General features: G+C 72.5%; 13 protein-coding genes, 2 tRNA genes and 1 pseudogene. 13 read left to right on the top strand and 3 right to left on the bottom strand.

The features are described from left to right. The first annotated feature begins 129 nt into the window (after positions 1-129). Positions 130-1,875: a PHA/PHB synthase family protein gene (locus M6I34_RS15800; protein ID WP_272486771.1), complete on the top strand. Its 1,746-nt coding sequence runs from the start codon at positions 130-132 to the stop codon at positions 1,873-1,875. Positions 1,876-1,883: 8 nt separating this feature from the next. Next, on the top strand, positions 1,884-3,080 hold the full coding sequence (locus tag M6I34_RS15795) for an acetate/propionate family kinase (RefSeq protein ID WP_272486770.1): 1,197 nt from the start codon (positions 1,884-1,886) through the stop codon (positions 3,078-3,080). Between the two features lie 32 nt (positions 3,081-3,112). Here the strand turns inward: M6I34_RS15795 and M6I34_RS15790 are convergent, their stop codons facing one another. From M6I34_RS15790 to folD, 3 genes are all read right to left on the bottom strand, one after another. Beyond that, complete coding sequence (locus M6I34_RS15790) at positions 3,113-3,865, bottom strand: DUF4124 domain-containing protein (protein ID WP_272486769.1); 753 nt, start codon at positions 3,863-3,865, stop codon at positions 3,113-3,115. Next, the gene (locus M6I34_RS15785) at positions 3,858-6,050 is read right to left on the bottom strand and encodes a M3 family metallopeptidase (protein ID WP_272486768.1); all 2,193 of its coding nucleotides are present in this window, start codon (positions 6,048-6,050) and stop codon (positions 3,858-3,860) included. Before M6I34_RS15785 ends, M6I34_RS15790 begins: the two co-directional genes overlap by 8 nt. A 436-nt stretch (positions 6,051-6,486) precedes the next feature. Further along, positions 6,487-7,350 (bottom strand): bifunctional methylenetetrahydrofolate dehydrogenase/methenyltetrahydrofolate cyclohydrolase FolD, encoded by an 864-nt coding sequence (gene folD, locus M6I34_RS15780; RefSeq protein WP_272486767.1) that lies wholly within the window; start codon positions 7,348-7,350, stop codon positions 6,487-6,489. A 100-nt stretch (positions 7,351-7,450) separates the two neighbouring features. Here folD and M6I34_RS15775 point away from each other — a divergent pair. The 11 genes and pseudogenes from M6I34_RS15775 (at position 7,451) to M6I34_RS15725 (ending at position 14,645) form a co-directional block, all read left to right on the top strand. After that, a tRNA-Ala gene (locus M6I34_RS15775) sits at positions 7,451-7,526 on the top strand. Positions 7,527-7,540: 14 nt separating this feature from the next. Beyond that, a tRNA-Glu gene (locus M6I34_RS15770) sits at positions 7,541-7,616 on the top strand. Between the two features lie 123 nt (positions 7,617-7,739). Then, positions 7,740-9,377, top strand: a pseudogene (atpD, locus tag M6I34_RS15765) (F0F1 ATP synthase subunit beta); the annotation flags it as partial. Beyond that, positions 9,268-9,630 carry a F0F1 ATP synthase subunit epsilon gene (locus tag M6I34_RS15760; protein WP_472926570.1) on the top strand — a complete coding sequence of 121 codons (363 nt, stop codon included), beginning with the start codon at positions 9,268-9,270 and terminating at the stop codon, positions 9,628-9,630. The pseudogene atpD and the gene M6I34_RS15760, both read left to right, overlap by 110 nt. Then, a complete protein-coding gene (locus M6I34_RS15755; RefSeq protein WP_272486764.1) occupies positions 9,623-10,021 on the top strand; it encodes an AtpZ/AtpI family protein in 399 nt (132 codons plus the stop codon). The genes M6I34_RS15760 and M6I34_RS15755 overlap by 8 nt, the downstream gene beginning before the upstream one ends. Beyond that, the gene (locus M6I34_RS15750) at positions 10,018-10,353 is read left to right on the top strand and encodes an N-ATPase subunit AtpR (protein ID WP_272486763.1); all 336 of its coding nucleotides are present in this window, start codon (positions 10,018-10,020) and stop codon (positions 10,351-10,353) included. The genes M6I34_RS15755 and M6I34_RS15750 overlap by 4 nt, the downstream gene beginning before the upstream one ends. Then, the gene (locus M6I34_RS15745) at positions 10,350-11,099 is read left to right on the top strand and encodes a F0F1 ATP synthase subunit A (RefSeq protein WP_272486762.1); all 750 of its coding nucleotides are present in this window, start codon (positions 10,350-10,352) and stop codon (positions 11,097-11,099) included. The genes M6I34_RS15750 and M6I34_RS15745 overlap by 4 nt, the downstream gene beginning before the upstream one ends. 26 nt (positions 11,100-11,125) lie before the next feature. Next, positions 11,126-11,404, top strand: coding sequence for a F0F1 ATP synthase subunit C (locus M6I34_RS15740; protein ID WP_272486761.1), 279 nt, complete (start codon positions 11,126-11,128; stop codon positions 11,402-11,404). A 2-nt stretch (positions 11,405-11,406) separates the two neighbouring features. Beyond that, on the top strand, positions 11,407-12,210 hold the full coding sequence (locus tag M6I34_RS15735; RefSeq protein WP_272486760.1) for a F0F1 ATP synthase subunit delta: 804 nt from the start codon (positions 11,407-11,409) through the stop codon (positions 12,208-12,210). Between the two features lie 24 nt (positions 12,211-12,234). Next, entirely contained in the window at positions 12,235-13,767 is a 1,533-nt protein-coding gene (locus M6I34_RS15730; RefSeq protein WP_272486759.1) for an alternate F1F0 ATPase, F1 subunit alpha, read from the top strand. Next, positions 13,767-14,645 (top strand): F0F1 ATP synthase subunit gamma, encoded by an 879-nt coding sequence (locus tag M6I34_RS15725; RefSeq protein ID WP_272486758.1) that lies wholly within the window; start codon positions 13,767-13,769, stop codon positions 14,643-14,645. The genes M6I34_RS15730 and M6I34_RS15725 overlap by 1 nt, the downstream gene beginning before the upstream one ends. Positions 14,646-14,649 lie beyond the last annotated feature (4 nt).

The raw sequence follows: 14,649 nt of genomic DNA, 5'->3' as shown, positions 1-14,649 counted from the left end.
GACCGATCGCGACGAAGGCGATGTCGTGCGAGCCTGAGGCCTTCCTCGCAATCCCTCCGATACCGCGACTTTGATGCTTCGTGCTTCTGGCCGATGATCGGGGTTTGCGGCATTCGATCGTCGACCGACATGGCTTCTTCTCCCGATACCTCCAGTCCCGCCGAGCGCCTCGACCGCCAGGCCCACGCGGCCGTCGCCCGCGCCACCGGCGCGCTGTCGCCCACCTCGGCGCTGCTCGCCTACCTCGACTGGGCGATGCACCTGGCGGCCTCGCCGGGCAAGCAGACCGAGCTCGCGATGCTGGCCTGGACCAACGCGACGCACGTGATGCGCTTCGCCGCGCGCGCGGCCACCGCCGGCCCGGGCCACGCGCCGCACTGCGTGGAGCCGCGCGAGACCGACCGGCGCTTCGCCGATCCGGCCTGGCAGCAGTGGCCGTTCTGCCTGATGCAGCAGTCCTTCCTGATGGCCGAGCAGTGGTGGGCCGAGGCTACCCAGGGCGTGCGCGGCGTGGACCGGCACCACGAGAACATGGTGTCCTTCGCGGCGCGGCAGTGGCTGGACATGATGTCGCCCGGAAACTGGCTGCCGACCAACCCGGTGGTGCTCCAGCGCACCGTGGAGCAGGGCGGCGCCAACCTGCTGCGCGGGCTGGCCAACCGGGTCGACGACCTGGAGCGCTGGTCGCGCGGCGCGCCGCCGGCCGGCGCCGAGGACTACGTCGTCGGCCGCGACCTGGCGGTCACGCCGGGCAAGGTGGTGCTGCGCAACCGGCTGATCGAGCTGATCCAGTACTCGCCGACCACGGAGCAGGTGCGCCCCGAGCCGGTGCTGATCGTGCCGGCCTGGATCATGAAGTACTACATCCTGGACCTGTCGCCGCAGAACTCGCTGATCCGCTGGCTGGTCTCGCAGGGCCACACGGTGTTCTGCATCTCGTGGAAGAACCCCGACAGGGACGATCGCGACCTCGGCATGGACGACTACCTGGAGCTCGGCGTGTTCGCGGCGCTCGACGCGATCGAGGCGATCGTGCCGGGGCGCAAGGTGCACGCGACCGGCTACTGCCTGGGCGGCACGCTGCTGTCGATCGCGGCCGCCGCGATGGCGCGCGACGATGGCCATCGGCTCGCCTCGATGACGCTGTTCGCCGCGCAGACCGACTTCACCGAGCCGGGCGAACTGTCGCTGTTCATCGACGCGAGCCAGGTGTCGCTGCTCGAGGCGCAGATGGACGAGGCCGGCTATCTCACCGGCGAGCAGATGGCCGGCGCCTTCCAGATGCTGCGCTCCTACGACCTGCTGTGGTCCAGGCTGGTCAACGAGTACCTGATGGGCGAGCCTCTCCCGATGAGCGACCTGATGGCCTGGAACGCCGACACGACGCGGATGCCTGCGAAGATGCACTCGCAGTACCTGCGCCGGCTGTTCCTGCACGACGACCTGAGCGAGGGCCGTTATCCGGTCGGCGGGCGGCCTGTGGCGCTCGGCGACATCGAACTGCCGGTGTTCTGCGTGGGCACGGTCGCCGACCATGTCGCGCCCTGGCGCTCGGTGTACAAGCTTCACTACCTGAGCCCGGCCGAGATCACCTTCGTGCTGACCAGCGGCGGGCACAACGCGGGCATCGTCAGCGAGCCCGGTCACCCGCACCGCAGCTACCGGATCGGCACGCGCGAGGCCGGCGGGCCCTACGTGTCGGCCGACGACTGGCTTGCCGCGACGCCCGAGCGCGAGGGTTCCTGGTGGCCGGAGTGGAGCGCCTGGCTGCAGGCGAGGTCCGGCGAGCCGGTGGCGCCGCCGCCGATGGGCGCGCCGCGCAAGGGCTATCGGCCGGTCTGCGACGCGCCGGGCGAATACGTGCTGCAGAAGTGAGGCAGGCGATGACCGAGATGGTGCTGATGCTGAACTGCGGTTCGTCGAGCATCAAGTTCGCGCTGTTCGACTTCACCCGCGAGTCGCTGTCGCGCACGCCGGAGTGGGGCGGCAAGATCGGCGGCATCGGCGGGCCCGCGCCCGCCTACGACGAGAACGGCGGCCCGGCCCGATCGATCGAGCTGGGGGGCGAGCGGCCCTACCACGCGGCGCTCGAGCTGATCCTCGAGCGCGCGCACGGGCAACTGGCCGGCCGGCCGCTCGCTGGCGTCGTGCACCGGGTGGTCCACGGCGGCAACAAGTACTTCGAGCCGGTGCGGGTCGACACGGCGGTGCTGGCCGACCTGAAGCGCTACATTCCGCTGGCGCCCTTGCACCAGCCCTTCGCGCTCGACGCGATCGAGGCGATGCTGGCCTCGCACCCGGGCCTGACGCAGGTCGCCTGCTTCGACACCGCCTTCCACCACACGCTGCCGGTCGTCGAGCAGATGCTGGCGCTGTCCTGGGAGGCCTGGGAGCGCGGGCTGCGCCGCTACGGCTTCCACGGCCTGTCCTACGACTACATGTCGATCGCGCTGCCCGAGCGGCACGGCGAGCTCGCCCGAGGGCGGACGATCGTGGCGCACCTGGGGAGCGGCGCGAGCCTGTGCGCGATGCGCGGGCTCAAGAGCGTGGCGACCACGATGGGCTTCTCGGCCCTCGACGGCCTGATGATGGGCACCCGCTGCGGCGCGCTGGATCCCGGCGCGGTCATCTACCTGATGGAGATCGAGAAGCTTTCGCTCGAGCAGGTGGGCCACCTGCTGTACCACGAGTCCGGGCTGCTGGGCGTGTCGGGCGTCTCGCCGGATCCACGGGTGCTGCTGCAGCAGGAGGCGCGCGAGGACGCGACCGGCGAACGGGTGCGCGCGGCGCTGGCGCTCTACGTGCGGCGCATCGTGCGCGAGATCGGCGCGCTGGCCTCGGTGCTGGGCGGGCTGGACCTGCTGGTGTTCACCGCCGGGGTCGGCGAGCACAACGCGGCGATCCGCGAGCGGGTCTGCCGCGACCTGGCCTGGCTGGGCGTGCAGATCGATGCGAGCGCCAACGCGGCGAATGCCCCGGTGCTGTCGCCGGCGGGCAGCCGGGTCGTGGTCGGCTGCGAGCCGACGAACGAGGAGTGGCTGGCGGCCTTGCGGGCCGAGCCGCTGTTGCGGGCGGCCTGATCGGCGGCGCGGGCGCGGGTGGCGCCCGCCGCTCAGAAACGGATCGAGGGCGCCGGCTCGGGTTCGGACGCCGCGGCTCGCCGGCGCTCTCGCGGGACCGGCGCGGCGGACGCGACGGGCGCGGCGGACTCGGGCGCGTTGCCGGCCGCCCCTGGCGGACCGGCCTGAAGCGTCACGACCGCGGGCTCGGGCTGGGTGAGCGGCTCGGGGCCGGCGAGCTGCCAGTCGCGCGGCAGCTTCGATTCCTTCGGGTAGCCGGCAGCATCGAGCATGCGGTCCCAGCCGGCGGGCTCGAACCCGACCAGGCGGTCGCGGCCGATCGACACGGCGGGAAAGGACAGCGACGCGAAGCCCAGCGCGGTGAATGCGTCGGCGTCGCGCTGCGTGCGGACCTCGCGGGCCTGGTGCGGAATGCCGCGGCGAACGAGGTGCTGGCGCGCCTGCTCGCAGGGCTGGCAGTCGGCTGCCACGTACAGCGTCACCGGATGCCGCTGCGAGGCGGTGCGAAGTTCGTAGGGCAGGGCCGCGGCGCTTCGCTGTCCGGCGGAGGCTGCGGCCTCCGGTCGCGCGCCGGCGCTCGCGCCGGGCTGGCCGAGCATGCGCGCGCCCGGCGGCGGGCGATCGCCGTAGGTGACCGTGCCGTCGGCGCCGACCCACTTGTACTGGGCGAAGGCCGCAGTGGGCAGGGCGGCGGCTAAGGCCAGCGCGATCGCGGCGCCGGCGATCGCGGGCCGGGAGGCAAGGGTGCGGCCGGCAGGCCGCCCGCTGCTGCAGGGTTCAGGCATGGGAGGGTTCCAGGTCGGAGGCCTCGACCATTCCATTGTGGCGCAGCAGCGCGTCGATCTGCGGGTCGCGCCCCCTGAACGCGCGGAAAGAGTCGATGGCCGGTCGGCTGCCGCCCACCGACAGGATCTCGGCCAGGAAACGGCGGCCGGTCTCGGCTACCGCCGCGGCCGGATCCGGCATCGCCATCGCCTCCTCGAAGGCAGCGTAGGCGTCGGCCGACAGCACCTCGGCCCACTTGTAGCTGTAGTAGCCGGCCGAGTAGCCGCCTGCGAAGATGTGCGAGAAGCTGTTCTGGAAGCGGTTCCAGGCCGGCGGGATCACCACCGCCACCTCTCGGCGCACCTCGTCGAGCAGGGCCTGCACGGCTGCGCCGGGCGCGGGCGCCTCGCCGCCTGCCGATGTGCCCGGCGCGGCCGGGTCGTACTCGGCGTGCAGCCGCATGTCGAACAGCGAGAACTCGATCTGGCGCAGCGTCTGCATGCCGCTCTGGAAGTTCCGCGCCGCCAGCATCCGGTCGAAGAGCTCGCGCGGCAGCGGCTCGCCGGTGTCGACGTGGGCGGTCATCGCGCGCACGTTGTCCCACTCCCAGCAGAAGTTCTCCATGAACTGGCTGGGCAGCTCGACCGCGTCCCACTCGACGCCGGAGATGCCCGACACGCCCGCGTCCTCGATCCGGGTCAGCAGGTGGTGCAAGCCGTGGCCGAACTCGTGGAACAGTGTGGTCACGTCGTCGTGGGTCAGCAGCGCGGGGCGCTTGCCGACCGGCGGCTGGAAGTTGCAGACCAGGTAGGCGGCCGGCGTCTGCAGCGAGCCGGCGTGCCGCCGGCGGCCGCGCGCGTCGTCCATCCAGGCGCCGGGGCGCTTCGAGGCGCGCGCGTACAGGTCGAGCCAGAACTGGCCGACCAGTTCGCCGTCGCGCTCGATCCGGAAGAAGCGCACGTCGGGATGCCAGACCTCGGTCTGGTCGGGCCGGATCGACACCGAGAACATCCGGCCGACCAGGCCGAACAGCCCGTCGAGCACCCGCGGCAGCTGGAAGTACTGCTTGACCTGCTGGTCGGAAAACGAATAGCGGGCCTCCTTGAGCCTTTCGCTGGCCCAGGCCATGTCCCAGGGGGCGAGCTCGGCCAGCCCCAGCTCGGCGGCCGCGAACTCGCGCAGCTCCTTCAGGTCGCGCTCGGCGAAGGGCCGGGCGCGGGCGGCCAGGTCGCGCAGGAAGCCGGCGACCTGTTCCGGAGACTCGGCCATCTTCGGCACCAGCGACACCTCGGCGTAGTTGCGGTAGCCGAGCAGCCCGGCCTCCTCGCGGCGCAGGGCCAGCAGCTCGTCGATCACCGGCGCGTTGTCCAGCGCGTTGCGCTTGCCGGCATCCTCGGGCGCGACCGCCTCGGCCGACGCGCGGGTCGAGTAGGCGCGGTACATCGCCTCGCGAAGCGCGCGGTCGTTCGCGTACTGCATGACCGGCAGGTAGGACGGGAACTGCAGCGTGAACTTCCAGCCCTCGCGGCCGTCGGCCTGCGCGGCCTCGCGGGCGGCCTCGATCGCGTCGGCGTGCAGTCCGTCGAGCCGGGCCTCGTCGTCCACGTACAGCGCGAAGGCGTTCGTGGCGTCGAGCACGTTCTCGGAGAAGCGCTGCGACAGCGCGGCGTGGCGGTCCTGGATCTCGGCGAAGCGCTCGCGCGCCGGCGACTTCAGCTCGGCGCCGCCGAGCCGGAAGTCGCGCAGCGCGTTCTCCACGGTGCGCCGGCGCGGCGCGGAGAGCGCGGCGAAGGCGGGCTGCGCCGCGAAGGCCTTGTAGCGCGCGAACAGCCCCTCGTGCTGCGACAGCTCGGTCCAGAACTGCGTGATCCGCGGCAGGTTCGCGTTGAAGGCCTCGCGCAGCGCCGGCGAATCGGCGACCGAATTCAGGTGCCCGACGATGCCCCAAGCGCGCCCGAGCCGCTCGGTCGCGTCGTCCAGCGGCTCGACGAACTCGTCCCAGGTGAGCGGCACCGCGTCCTGCGTGACCTTCTCCAGCGCCTCGCGCGCCTGCGCGATCAGCACGTCGAGCGCAGGGCCGACATGCTTCGGATCGAAGGCCGAGAAGCGCGGCAGCCCGGAGAAGTCGAGCAGCGGGTTGTCGGAGGCGGTTTGCGAGTCGGCAGCGCTCGTCGTTACGGCAGGCTTGGTGGTCGTGTCGGTCATGGTCGGTCGTTCGTGAGTCGGTGTGCGCGGCACGGACTCGGCGTGAGCCGCGCGGGTGAGAAGGTTGAGGCTCGTGATGGTTCGAAAGCTTACGTCGGGACGGCGCGGCAAGCTCTCAAGCCCCTGCGGCGGACCGTCGGGCGGCGCTTCGCGGTCTTGGCCCGCCGCAACGCATCGAGGCGGACGGGAGAGGCCAGATCCTCGCGCGCGTGGGCGCTGGCGAGAGAGCGCCGCCGAGACCGGATGCGCGAAGCGCAAGTCGACCCCTGTCCGAGCCGGCCCGCAGGGCCGGTGAGTTGGGGTCGACGGTCCGGGCTCGGCGTAGCGCGACCGAGCGTTTCCGCGAGGACAGCGCGTCCGCGCGCGAGGATCTGGCCTCCTCCGTCCGCCCGCGCAACCCGATCGCAGGTCAAGACCGCGAAGCGCCGCCCGCCGGTCAGCCCGCGAAGCGCCGCGCCGCCTCCACCGTGTTCACGAGCAGCATCGCGATCGTCATCGGCCCCACGCCCCCCGGCACCGGCGTGATCGCCCCGGCCACCTCGACCGCCGAAGCGAAGTCCACGTCCCCGCACAGCTTGCCCGCGTCGGGCCCTTCCTCGATCCGGTTGATGCCGACGTCGATCACGATCGCGCCCGGCTTGATCATGTCGCCGGTGATCATCTTCGGCCGGCCCACCGCCGCCACCAGGATGTCGGCGCGGCGGGTGTGGAAGGCGAGGTCGCGGGTGCGGCTGTGGCAGATCGTGACGGTGGCGCCTTCCTGCATCAGCATCAGCGCCTGCGGCTTGCCGACGATGTTGCTGCGGCCCACGATCACGGCCTCCGCGCCGTCGAGCTGCGCGCCCGCGTGCTCGAGCAGCTTCATCACGCCGTAGGGCGTGCAGGGGCGGAACAGCGGCGAGCCGGTCAGCAGCGCTCCCGCGTTGTGCAGGTGGAAGCCGTCGACGTCCTTGGCCGGCGAGATCGCCTCGATGACCAGGCGCTCGTCGATGTGCGGCGGCAGCGGCAGTTGCACCAGGATGCCGTGCACCGCCGGATCCGCGTTCAGCTCGCGGATCCGCGCCAGCAGGGCGGCCTCGGTCGTGTCGGCGGGCAGGTGATCGAACACGGAGTGGATGTCGGCCTCGGTGCACGCGCGGATCTTGTTGCGCACGTAGACGGCCGAGGCAGGCGAGTCGCCGACGAGGATCACCGCGAGCCCCGGGCGGGTGCCGCGGGCGGTGAGCGCGGCGGCGCGCTCGGCGACCTCGGCGCGGATCGTGCGGGACAGGGCGGTGCCATCGAGGATTCTGGCGGTCATTCGGGTAGCTCCGGCAGGGGGTTCGATCGATGCTAGCACGGGGTTCGGCGCCTCGACTTGCACTGCATCATGGCGCCTGCTATAGTTTCGGTCTTGCCGGGGGGGTATAGCTCAGCTGGGAGAGCGCTTGCATGGCATGCAAGAGGTCAGCGGTTCGATCCCGCTTACCTCCACCACCGGAAAAGTGAAAGTCCCGTTCGTCTAGAGGCCTAGGACACGACCCTTTCACGGTTGTAACAGGGGTTCGAATCCCCTACGGGACGCCAGATTCGAGCAACGCCCCGATTCGGAAACGAGTCGGGGCGTTTTGCTATGCGCTTCGGCTTTGACCTGCGGCGGTTCGGCCTCTATCGTTGGGGCGTTCTGGTCTTCCCGGTGCCCATGCGCAGATGACGAGCTTCGCGGATCCAACGCACGGCGGCCCCCGGGGCGAGGACGCGCGCGCCGGCGCGCCGGTCGATGCCGGCAAGCCGGCCGGCGCCGGGCACGCCCGTGGCGCGAGTCCGCGCGTGGCCGCGGTGCGCGGCAACGTCGTCGACGTGCGCTTTCCCGGCGACCCGCCGCCGCGCGCCCGCGCGCTGCGCGCCGGCCGCGACGGCGAGGTGGTGCTCGAGGTCGAGGCGCACGTCGACGCCCGCACCGTGCGATGCATCGCGCTCACCCAGACGCGCGGCCTCGCGCGCGGCGCGCCGGTGATCGACACCGGCGACGCGCTGCGGGTGCCGGTGGGCGAGGCGCTGCTCGGCCGGATGCTCGACCTGTTCGGCAATCCGCTCGACGGCGGCGATCCGCCCGCGACTCCGGACAGCCTGCCGATCGTGCGGGCGCCGCTGCCGCTCGCGCAGCGGGTGCCCGGCAACGAGATCTTCGAGACCGGCATCAAGGCGATCGACCTGCTGAGCCCGCTCGAGCGGGGCGGCAAGGCGGGGCTGTTCGGCGGGGCCGGCGTCGGCAAGACGGTGCTGATCACCGAGCTGATCCACAACATGGTCGGCCACTACCAGGGGGTGAGCCTGTTTTGCGGGATCGGCGAGCGCAGCCGCGAGGCCGAGGAACTGTATCGCGAGATGCGCGAGGCCGGGGTGCTCGATCGCACGGTGATGGTCTTCGGCCAGATGAGCGAGCCGCCGGGCGCGCGCTTCCGGGTGGGCCATGCGGCCTTGTCGATCGCCGAGCATTTCCGCGACGAGCTGCGCCAGAACGTGCTGCTGCTGATCGACAACATCTTCCGCTTCGTGCAGTCGGGCGGCGAGGTGTCGGGCCTGATGGGCCGCGTGCCGTCGCGGGTCGGCTACCAGCCCACCCTGGCGAGCGAGCTGGCCGAGCTCGAGGAGCGGATCGCCGGTTCGCCGCAGGCCGCGATGACCTCGGTGCAGGCGGTCTACGTGCCGGCCGACGACCTGACCGATCCGTCGGCCACCCACACCTTCGCGCACCTGTCGGCCTCGGTCGTGCTGTCGCGCAAGCGCGCCGCGCAGGGCCTGTACCCGGCGGTCGATCCGCTGCGCTCCGATTCCAAGATGCTGTCGCCCGCCGTGGTCGGCGAGCGGCACTACCGGGTCGCGCTCGAGGCGCGCCGCACCCTGGCCGAATACGAGGACCTGAAGGACATCATCGCGATGCTCGGCTTCGAGGAGCTGTCGCACGCCGACCGGCGCACCGTGCTGAACGCGCGAAGGCTCGAGCGATTCCTGACCCAGCCCTTCCACACGACCGGCCAGTTCACCGGCGCGCAAGGGCGCACCGTGCCGCTCGAGCAGACGATCGCCGGCTGCGAGCGGATCCTCGACGGCGAGTTCGACGAGATCGACGAAGGCGCGCTCTACATGATCGGCAGCATCGACGAGGCGCGGCATGGCTGAGCCGCGAGGCGATCGACGCCTGATGCGGCTGCGCGTGCTGTTGCCGACGCGCGAGCTGGTCGACCTGCAGGTCTCGAAGGTCGTGGCCGAGGCGTGCAACGGCGCCTTCTGCCTGTTGCCCCGCCACGTGGACTTCGTCGCCGCGCTGGTGCCCGGCATTCTCGCGTACACCGCGCCGGGGCAGGCGGAGCGTTACCTGGCGATCGACGAGGGGACGCTGGTCAAGCGGGCCGACGACGTGCTGGTGTCGGTGGTGGACGCGGTGGCCGGCGACTCGCTGGAAGACCTGAGGTCGGCGATCGAGGGCCGTTTCCTCGAGATCGGCGAGGACGAGCGGCTCGCCCGGTCGGCGATCGCGCGGCTGGAGGCGGCGGCGCTGCGCGGGCTGATGGAGATGGAGCGGGGCGCGCGTGGCTGAGTTGCCGCAAGAGTCGGGCGCGGGGAGCCCCGCCGACGACGGCCCCGCCGCCGGAGCGCCGCGTCCCGCGCTCGCCGATCGCGTGGGCCGTCGCGCCGCGCGCAAGCTGCGGGCCCGCGGGCGCAAGGGCGCCAGCGTGTGGTTCTCGCTCGGTATGATCGGCCTGGTGGGCTGGTCGATTGCGGTGCCCACGCTGATCGGGGTCGCCGCGGGGCTGTGGCTCGACCGCAGCTGGCCGTCGGGGCGGGTGTCGTGGACGCTGACGCTGCTCTTCGCCGGCGCGGCGCTGGGCAGTTTCAACGCGTGGCGCTGGGTGCGGCAGGAGAGCGCGGAAGGCGCGAGCGACGAGGAAACCGGGGCAAGGCAAGCGGGGAGCGATGAGGACCGATGACTGACGGTCAGGGAGCGGGCGTCGCAGCCTGGCTGGTCGGCGCGCTGGCCGGCGGCCTGCTGGGCCTCGCGTTCTTCGCGGGGCTGCGCCTCACCGTGAACGCGCTGGCGAGTGCCCGGCGACCGGCGCTGCTGATGCTGGCCAGCCTGTTCGCGCGCACGCTGCTCGCGGTCGCCGTGTTCTGGGCGGTGGGCCGGTGGGCCGGGTGGCAGGGGCTGGTCGCCGCGCTCGGCGGTTTCCTGGTCGCGCGCACCGCGCTGCTCGCGCGCGCGCGTCGCGAAGACGCCGCGCGTCCGGCGGACGCCGCGAGCCGGCAAGGCGGGGAGCGATGATCGCGATCACGCCCGACGCCTGGGTCCTCTGGCACTGGGGGCCGTTCCCGGTCAACGCGACGATCGCGTTCACCTGGCTGGTGATGGCCCTGCTGGTCGTGCTGTCGTGGCTGGTCACGCGCCGGCTGACCGACGGGCCCGAGCCCTCGCGCTGGCAGCACGTGCTCGAGGTGCTGGTCACCGGCATCCGCGACCAGATCGCGCAAGTGAGCCGACAGGACCCGGGCGCCTACCTGCCGTTCGTGGGCACCCTGTTCCTGTTCATCGCCGCGTCGAACCTGCTGGCGGTGGTGCCGGGCTTCCGGCCTCCGACCGGCTCGCTGTCGACCACGACCGCGCTCGCCTTGTGCGTGCTGGTGGCGGTGCCGGTGTTCGGCGTCGCGCAGCAGGGCGCGCTCGGCTACCTCCGGCACTACCTGAGGCCCACGCCGCTGATGCTGCCGTTCAACCTGATCGGCGAGATCTCGCGTACGGTGGCGCTGGCGGTTCGCCTGTACGGCAACATCATGAGCGGCACGGTGCTGGCCGGCATCCTGCTCTCGCTGGTGCCGTTCTTCTTCCCGGTGGTCATGCAGTTGCTGGGCCTGCTCACCGGGATGATCCAGGCCTACATCTTCGCGGTGCTCGCGATGGTCTACATTGCTTCGGCGGCATCGGCGGCATCGGCGGCTTCGGGCGGCGCAAGCCGGGGCGGCTCCGGTTCCGCGGGCTCGCGGGAACGCGAGGCGAACGATCGGGGCCGGTGAACAGGAACGGCAAAGGGGAACCCGGAATGGACAGTCTTTCTCTCATCGGCATGGTTTCGATCGTCACCGCGGGGCTCACGCTCGCCGTCGGTTCGCTGGGGCCGGCCTTCGGCGAGGCGCGCGCGGTGGCCCAGGCGCTGGCCGCGATCGCACAGCAGCCCGACGAGAGCGCGACGATCACCCGCACGCTGTTCGTGGGCCTGGCGATGATCGAGTCGACCGCGATCTACTGCTTCGTGCTGGCGATGATCCTGGTCTTCGCCAACCCGTTCTGGAACCACTTCGTCCAGGCCGGCGGAGGCTGAGCATGCAGATCGACTGGCTGACCGTGGCGGCGCAGGCGGTCAACTTCCTGGTCCTGGTCTTCCTTCTGAAGAAGTTCCTGTACGGGCCGGTGGTCGCCGCGATCGAGCGCCGCGAGGCGCGGATCGCGGGCCGGCTGTCCGAGGCGGCCGAGCGCGAGGCTGCCGCCGGCCGGACGGCTCGAGACTACGAGGACAGGCTTCGGGGGTTCGAGCGCGAGCGCGAGGCGCTGGCCGCGCAGGCGCGCGACGATGCGGCCGCCGAGCGCGAGCGGCTGATGCAGGCTGCGCGCGAGGACATCGCGCGCACCGAGTCGGCCTGGCGCGAGGAGCTCGCGCGCGAGCGGCAGGCGATCCGCCAGGCGCTGAGGCAGGAGATCGCGGTGTCGGCGCAGGCGATCGCCCGCCGGTGCCTGGCCGACGTGGCCGACGCCGGGCTCGAGTCGCGTGCGATCGGCGTGTTCCTCGGCAAGCTGGCGGCGCTAGACGGCGAGCGGCGTGCGGCCTTCGCCGACGGGGCCGGGCCGGTGACCGTGGCAACCGGCTTCCCCCTTGCGGCCGCCGACCGGCAGCGAGTCCTCGAGGCATTGCGCGAGCTCGTCGGCGGCGACGTCGACACGGTCTTCGAGACCGATCCGGCACTCGTCTGCGGCATCGAGATCGACCGGGCGGGGCGGCGGATAGGCTGGTCGGTGGCCGATCAGCTCGACGAGGTCGAGGACGCGCTGCTGCGCCGGCTGGCCGAGGCCGGAGACGCCGAAGCGCGGCCGCCGGTCGCCGGCGGCGCGGCGCGGGGCGCCGCGGCTTGACGGCCTGAGCGCGGCGAACCGGCGATGTCCTCGATCTTCCCGCACGGCACGCAGTCGCTGATCGACCAGGCGCTCGAGAGCTTCGAGCCGTCGTTGCGGATCGCCGAAACCGGCGTCGTGACCCGCGTCGACGGCGACGTCGCGCGGGTGCGCGGCCTGCCCGGCCTGGGGTCCGAGGAGCTGGTCGAGTTCGACGGCGGCGCGCGCGGCATCGCGATCGACCTTCAGGCCGACGAGGTCGGCGTGGTGCTGGTCGACGCGGGCGACGGGCTGCGGGCCGGCACGCGCGCGCGGTCAGGCGGACGGCAGCTCGAGGTGCCGGTGGGCGAGCGACTGCTGGGCCGGGTCATCGATCCCACCGGCCGACCGCTGGACGGCCGGGGGCCGCTGCACGCCGACGACCGCCGGCCTGTCGAGGCCGCGCCGCCGGCGATCATGGACCGGGCCCCGGTCACCGAGCCGCTGCAGACCGGGCTGAAGGTGGTCGACGCGCTGATCCCGATCGGCCGGGGCCAGCGCGAGCTGATCGTCGGCGACCGGCAGAGCGGCAAGACCACGATCGCGGTCGACACGATCCTCAACCAGCGCGGCAGCGGGGTCGCCTGCGTGTACTGCGCGATCGGCCAGCGCGGCACCGCGGTGGCCTCGGTGATCGAGTCCCTGCGCGCCGGCGGGGCGCTCGACTACACCGTGGTGGTGGTCGCCGCCGGCGAGGATCCGGTGGGCCTGCAGTACGTCGCGCCGTACGCGGCCACGACGATCGCCGAGCGCTTCATGCGGGCCGGCCGGGACGCGCTGATCGTCTACGACGACCTGACCCGCCACGCGCGCGCCTATCGCGAGCTGTCGCTGCTGCTGCGCCGGCCGCCGGGCCGCGAGGCCTACCCCGGCGACGTCTTCTACCTGCACGCCCGGCTGCTCGAGCGCGCGACGCGGCTGCGCGACGAGCTCGGCGGCGGTTCGCTCACCGCGCTGCCGGTGGTCGAGACGCAGGCGCAGGACATCGCGGCCTACATCCCGACCAACCTGATCTCGATCACCGACGGCCAGGTCTACGTGTCGCCGGACCTCTTCCACAAGGGGATCCTGCCGCCGGTCGACGTGGGGCGCTCGGTGTCGCGGGTGGGCGGCAAGACACAGCTGGCCGCCTACCGGGCGGTGGCCGGCCCGCTTCGGCTGGCCCACGCCCAGTTCGAGGAACTCGAGGCCTTCTCGCGCTTCGCGACCCGCCTCGACGAGCAGACCCGCGCGCGGATCGAGCGCGGGCGCCGGGTGCGCGAGGCGCTCAAGCAGGGACGACATTCGCCGCTCACCCCGGCCGAGCAGGTGGCGGTGCTGCACGCGGCCGGGCAGGGCATCTTCGACGACTGCCCGCTCTCGGAGATCCCGGCGATCGAGCGGGCGATCTGCGCGGGGCTGGCCGAGGCCTGCGGCGACCTGTGCGCGCGCATCGAGCGCGGCGAGAAGCTCGATGCGTCCGACTGGCAGCGGCTCGAGGCGCTCGCGCGCGACGCGGTCGCGACCCGCATGGCCCGCTCGGGCGCCGCGAGGGGCTGATGGAGTCGCTCGACCGGCTGCGCCGCCAGCTCGAGAGCTTCGAGGACCTCGAGTCGGTGGTGCGCACGATGAAGACGCTCGCCGCGGTCAACATCCACCATTACGAGCAGGCGGTGCGCGCGCTGGCGGTCTGGTATCGCACGGTGGAGCTGGGCCTGCACGTGGTGCTGCGGGACCTTCGCGTGGCGGCGCCGCCGGCGCCGGACCGGAGGCGGACCGGCGCCGCGTTCGTCGTGTTCGGGTCCGATCACGGGCTCTGCGGGCGCTTCAACGAGGACGTCGCCGGGCGCGCGGTCGCGGCGGTCCGCGCTGGGCCCGCCGCGCCGCGGGTGCTCTCGGTCGGCGCGCGCGGCGCGCAGCGGCTCGCCCACGCTGGCATCGCGGTCGAGGACACGCTGCCGGTGCCGGGCTCGGTCGCCGGCATCACGGCCACCGCCCGCGAGGTGCTGCTCAGGGTCGACGCGTGGCGCGACGCCGGCATCGGGACCGTCGACCTGGTCTACGGTCGGCACCTGTCGAACGCCTTGTCCGAGCCCACGGTTCAGCGCCTGTTGCCGGTCGACTTCGCGGCCTTCCGGGCGCTCGAGGCCGAGCCCTGGGCGTCGCGATCGATCCCGACCTACTCGATGGAGCGCGACGCGCTGCTGTCGGCGCTGTTGCGACAGTACTTCTTCGTGTCGGTGTTCCGCGCGTGCGCCGAATCGCTGGCCAGCGAAACCGGCGCGCGCCTTGTCGCGATGCAGGCGGCCGAGAAGAACCTGGCCGAGCGCCAGGGCGAGCTCGGCGCGGCGTTCCGGCGGGCCCGCCAGGACCGGATCACCGCCGAGCTGCTGGAGCTGGTCGCCGGCTACGAGCTCGCCTCGGACGGGCGGGGCTGACGAG

Origin of the sequence: Zeimonas sediminis, from assembly GCF_023721795.1 — a bacterium.
GTDB classification, from domain to species: domain Bacteria; phylum Pseudomonadota; class Gammaproteobacteria; order Burkholderiales; family Burkholderiaceae_E; genus Zeimonas; species Zeimonas sediminis.
Note: the sequence above shows the minus strand (reverse complement) of the source record. Positions and strands in the feature narration are given on the sequence as shown.

Coding starts and splice junctions, on each gene's coding strand:
- M6I34_RS15800 (WP_272486771.1), top strand. CDS start 130: ATGGCTTCTTCTCCCGATACCTCCAGTCCCGCCGAGCGCCTCGACCGC.
- M6I34_RS15795 (WP_272486770.1), top strand. CDS start 1,884: ATGACCGAGATGGTGCTGATGCTGAACTGCGGTTCGTCGAGCATCAAG.
- M6I34_RS15790 (WP_272486769.1), bottom strand. CDS start 3,865: ATGCCTGAACCCTGCAGCAGCGGGCGGCCTGCCGGCCGCACCCTTGCC.
- M6I34_RS15785 (WP_272486768.1), bottom strand. CDS start 6,050: ATGACCGACACGACCACCAAGCCTGCCGTAACGACGAGCGCTGCCGAC.
- folD (WP_272486767.1), bottom strand. CDS start 7,350: ATGACCGCCAGAATCCTCGATGGCACCGCCCTGTCCCGCACGATCCGC.
- M6I34_RS15750 (WP_272486763.1), top strand. CDS start 10,018: ATGACTGACGGTCAGGGAGCGGGCGTCGCAGCCTGGCTGGTCGGCGCG.
- M6I34_RS15745 (WP_272486762.1), top strand. CDS start 10,350: ATGATCGCGATCACGCCCGACGCCTGGGTCCTCTGGCACTGGGGGCCG.
- M6I34_RS15740 (WP_272486761.1), top strand. CDS start 11,126: ATGGACAGTCTTTCTCTCATCGGCATGGTTTCGATCGTCACCGCGGGG.
- M6I34_RS15735 (WP_272486760.1), top strand. CDS start 11,407: ATGCAGATCGACTGGCTGACCGTGGCGGCGCAGGCGGTCAACTTCCTG.
- M6I34_RS15730 (WP_272486759.1), top strand. CDS start 12,235: ATGTCCTCGATCTTCCCGCACGGCACGCAGTCGCTGATCGACCAGGCG.
- M6I34_RS15725 (WP_272486758.1), top strand. CDS start 13,767: ATGGAGTCGCTCGACCGGCTGCGCCGCCAGCTCGAGAGCTTCGAGGAC.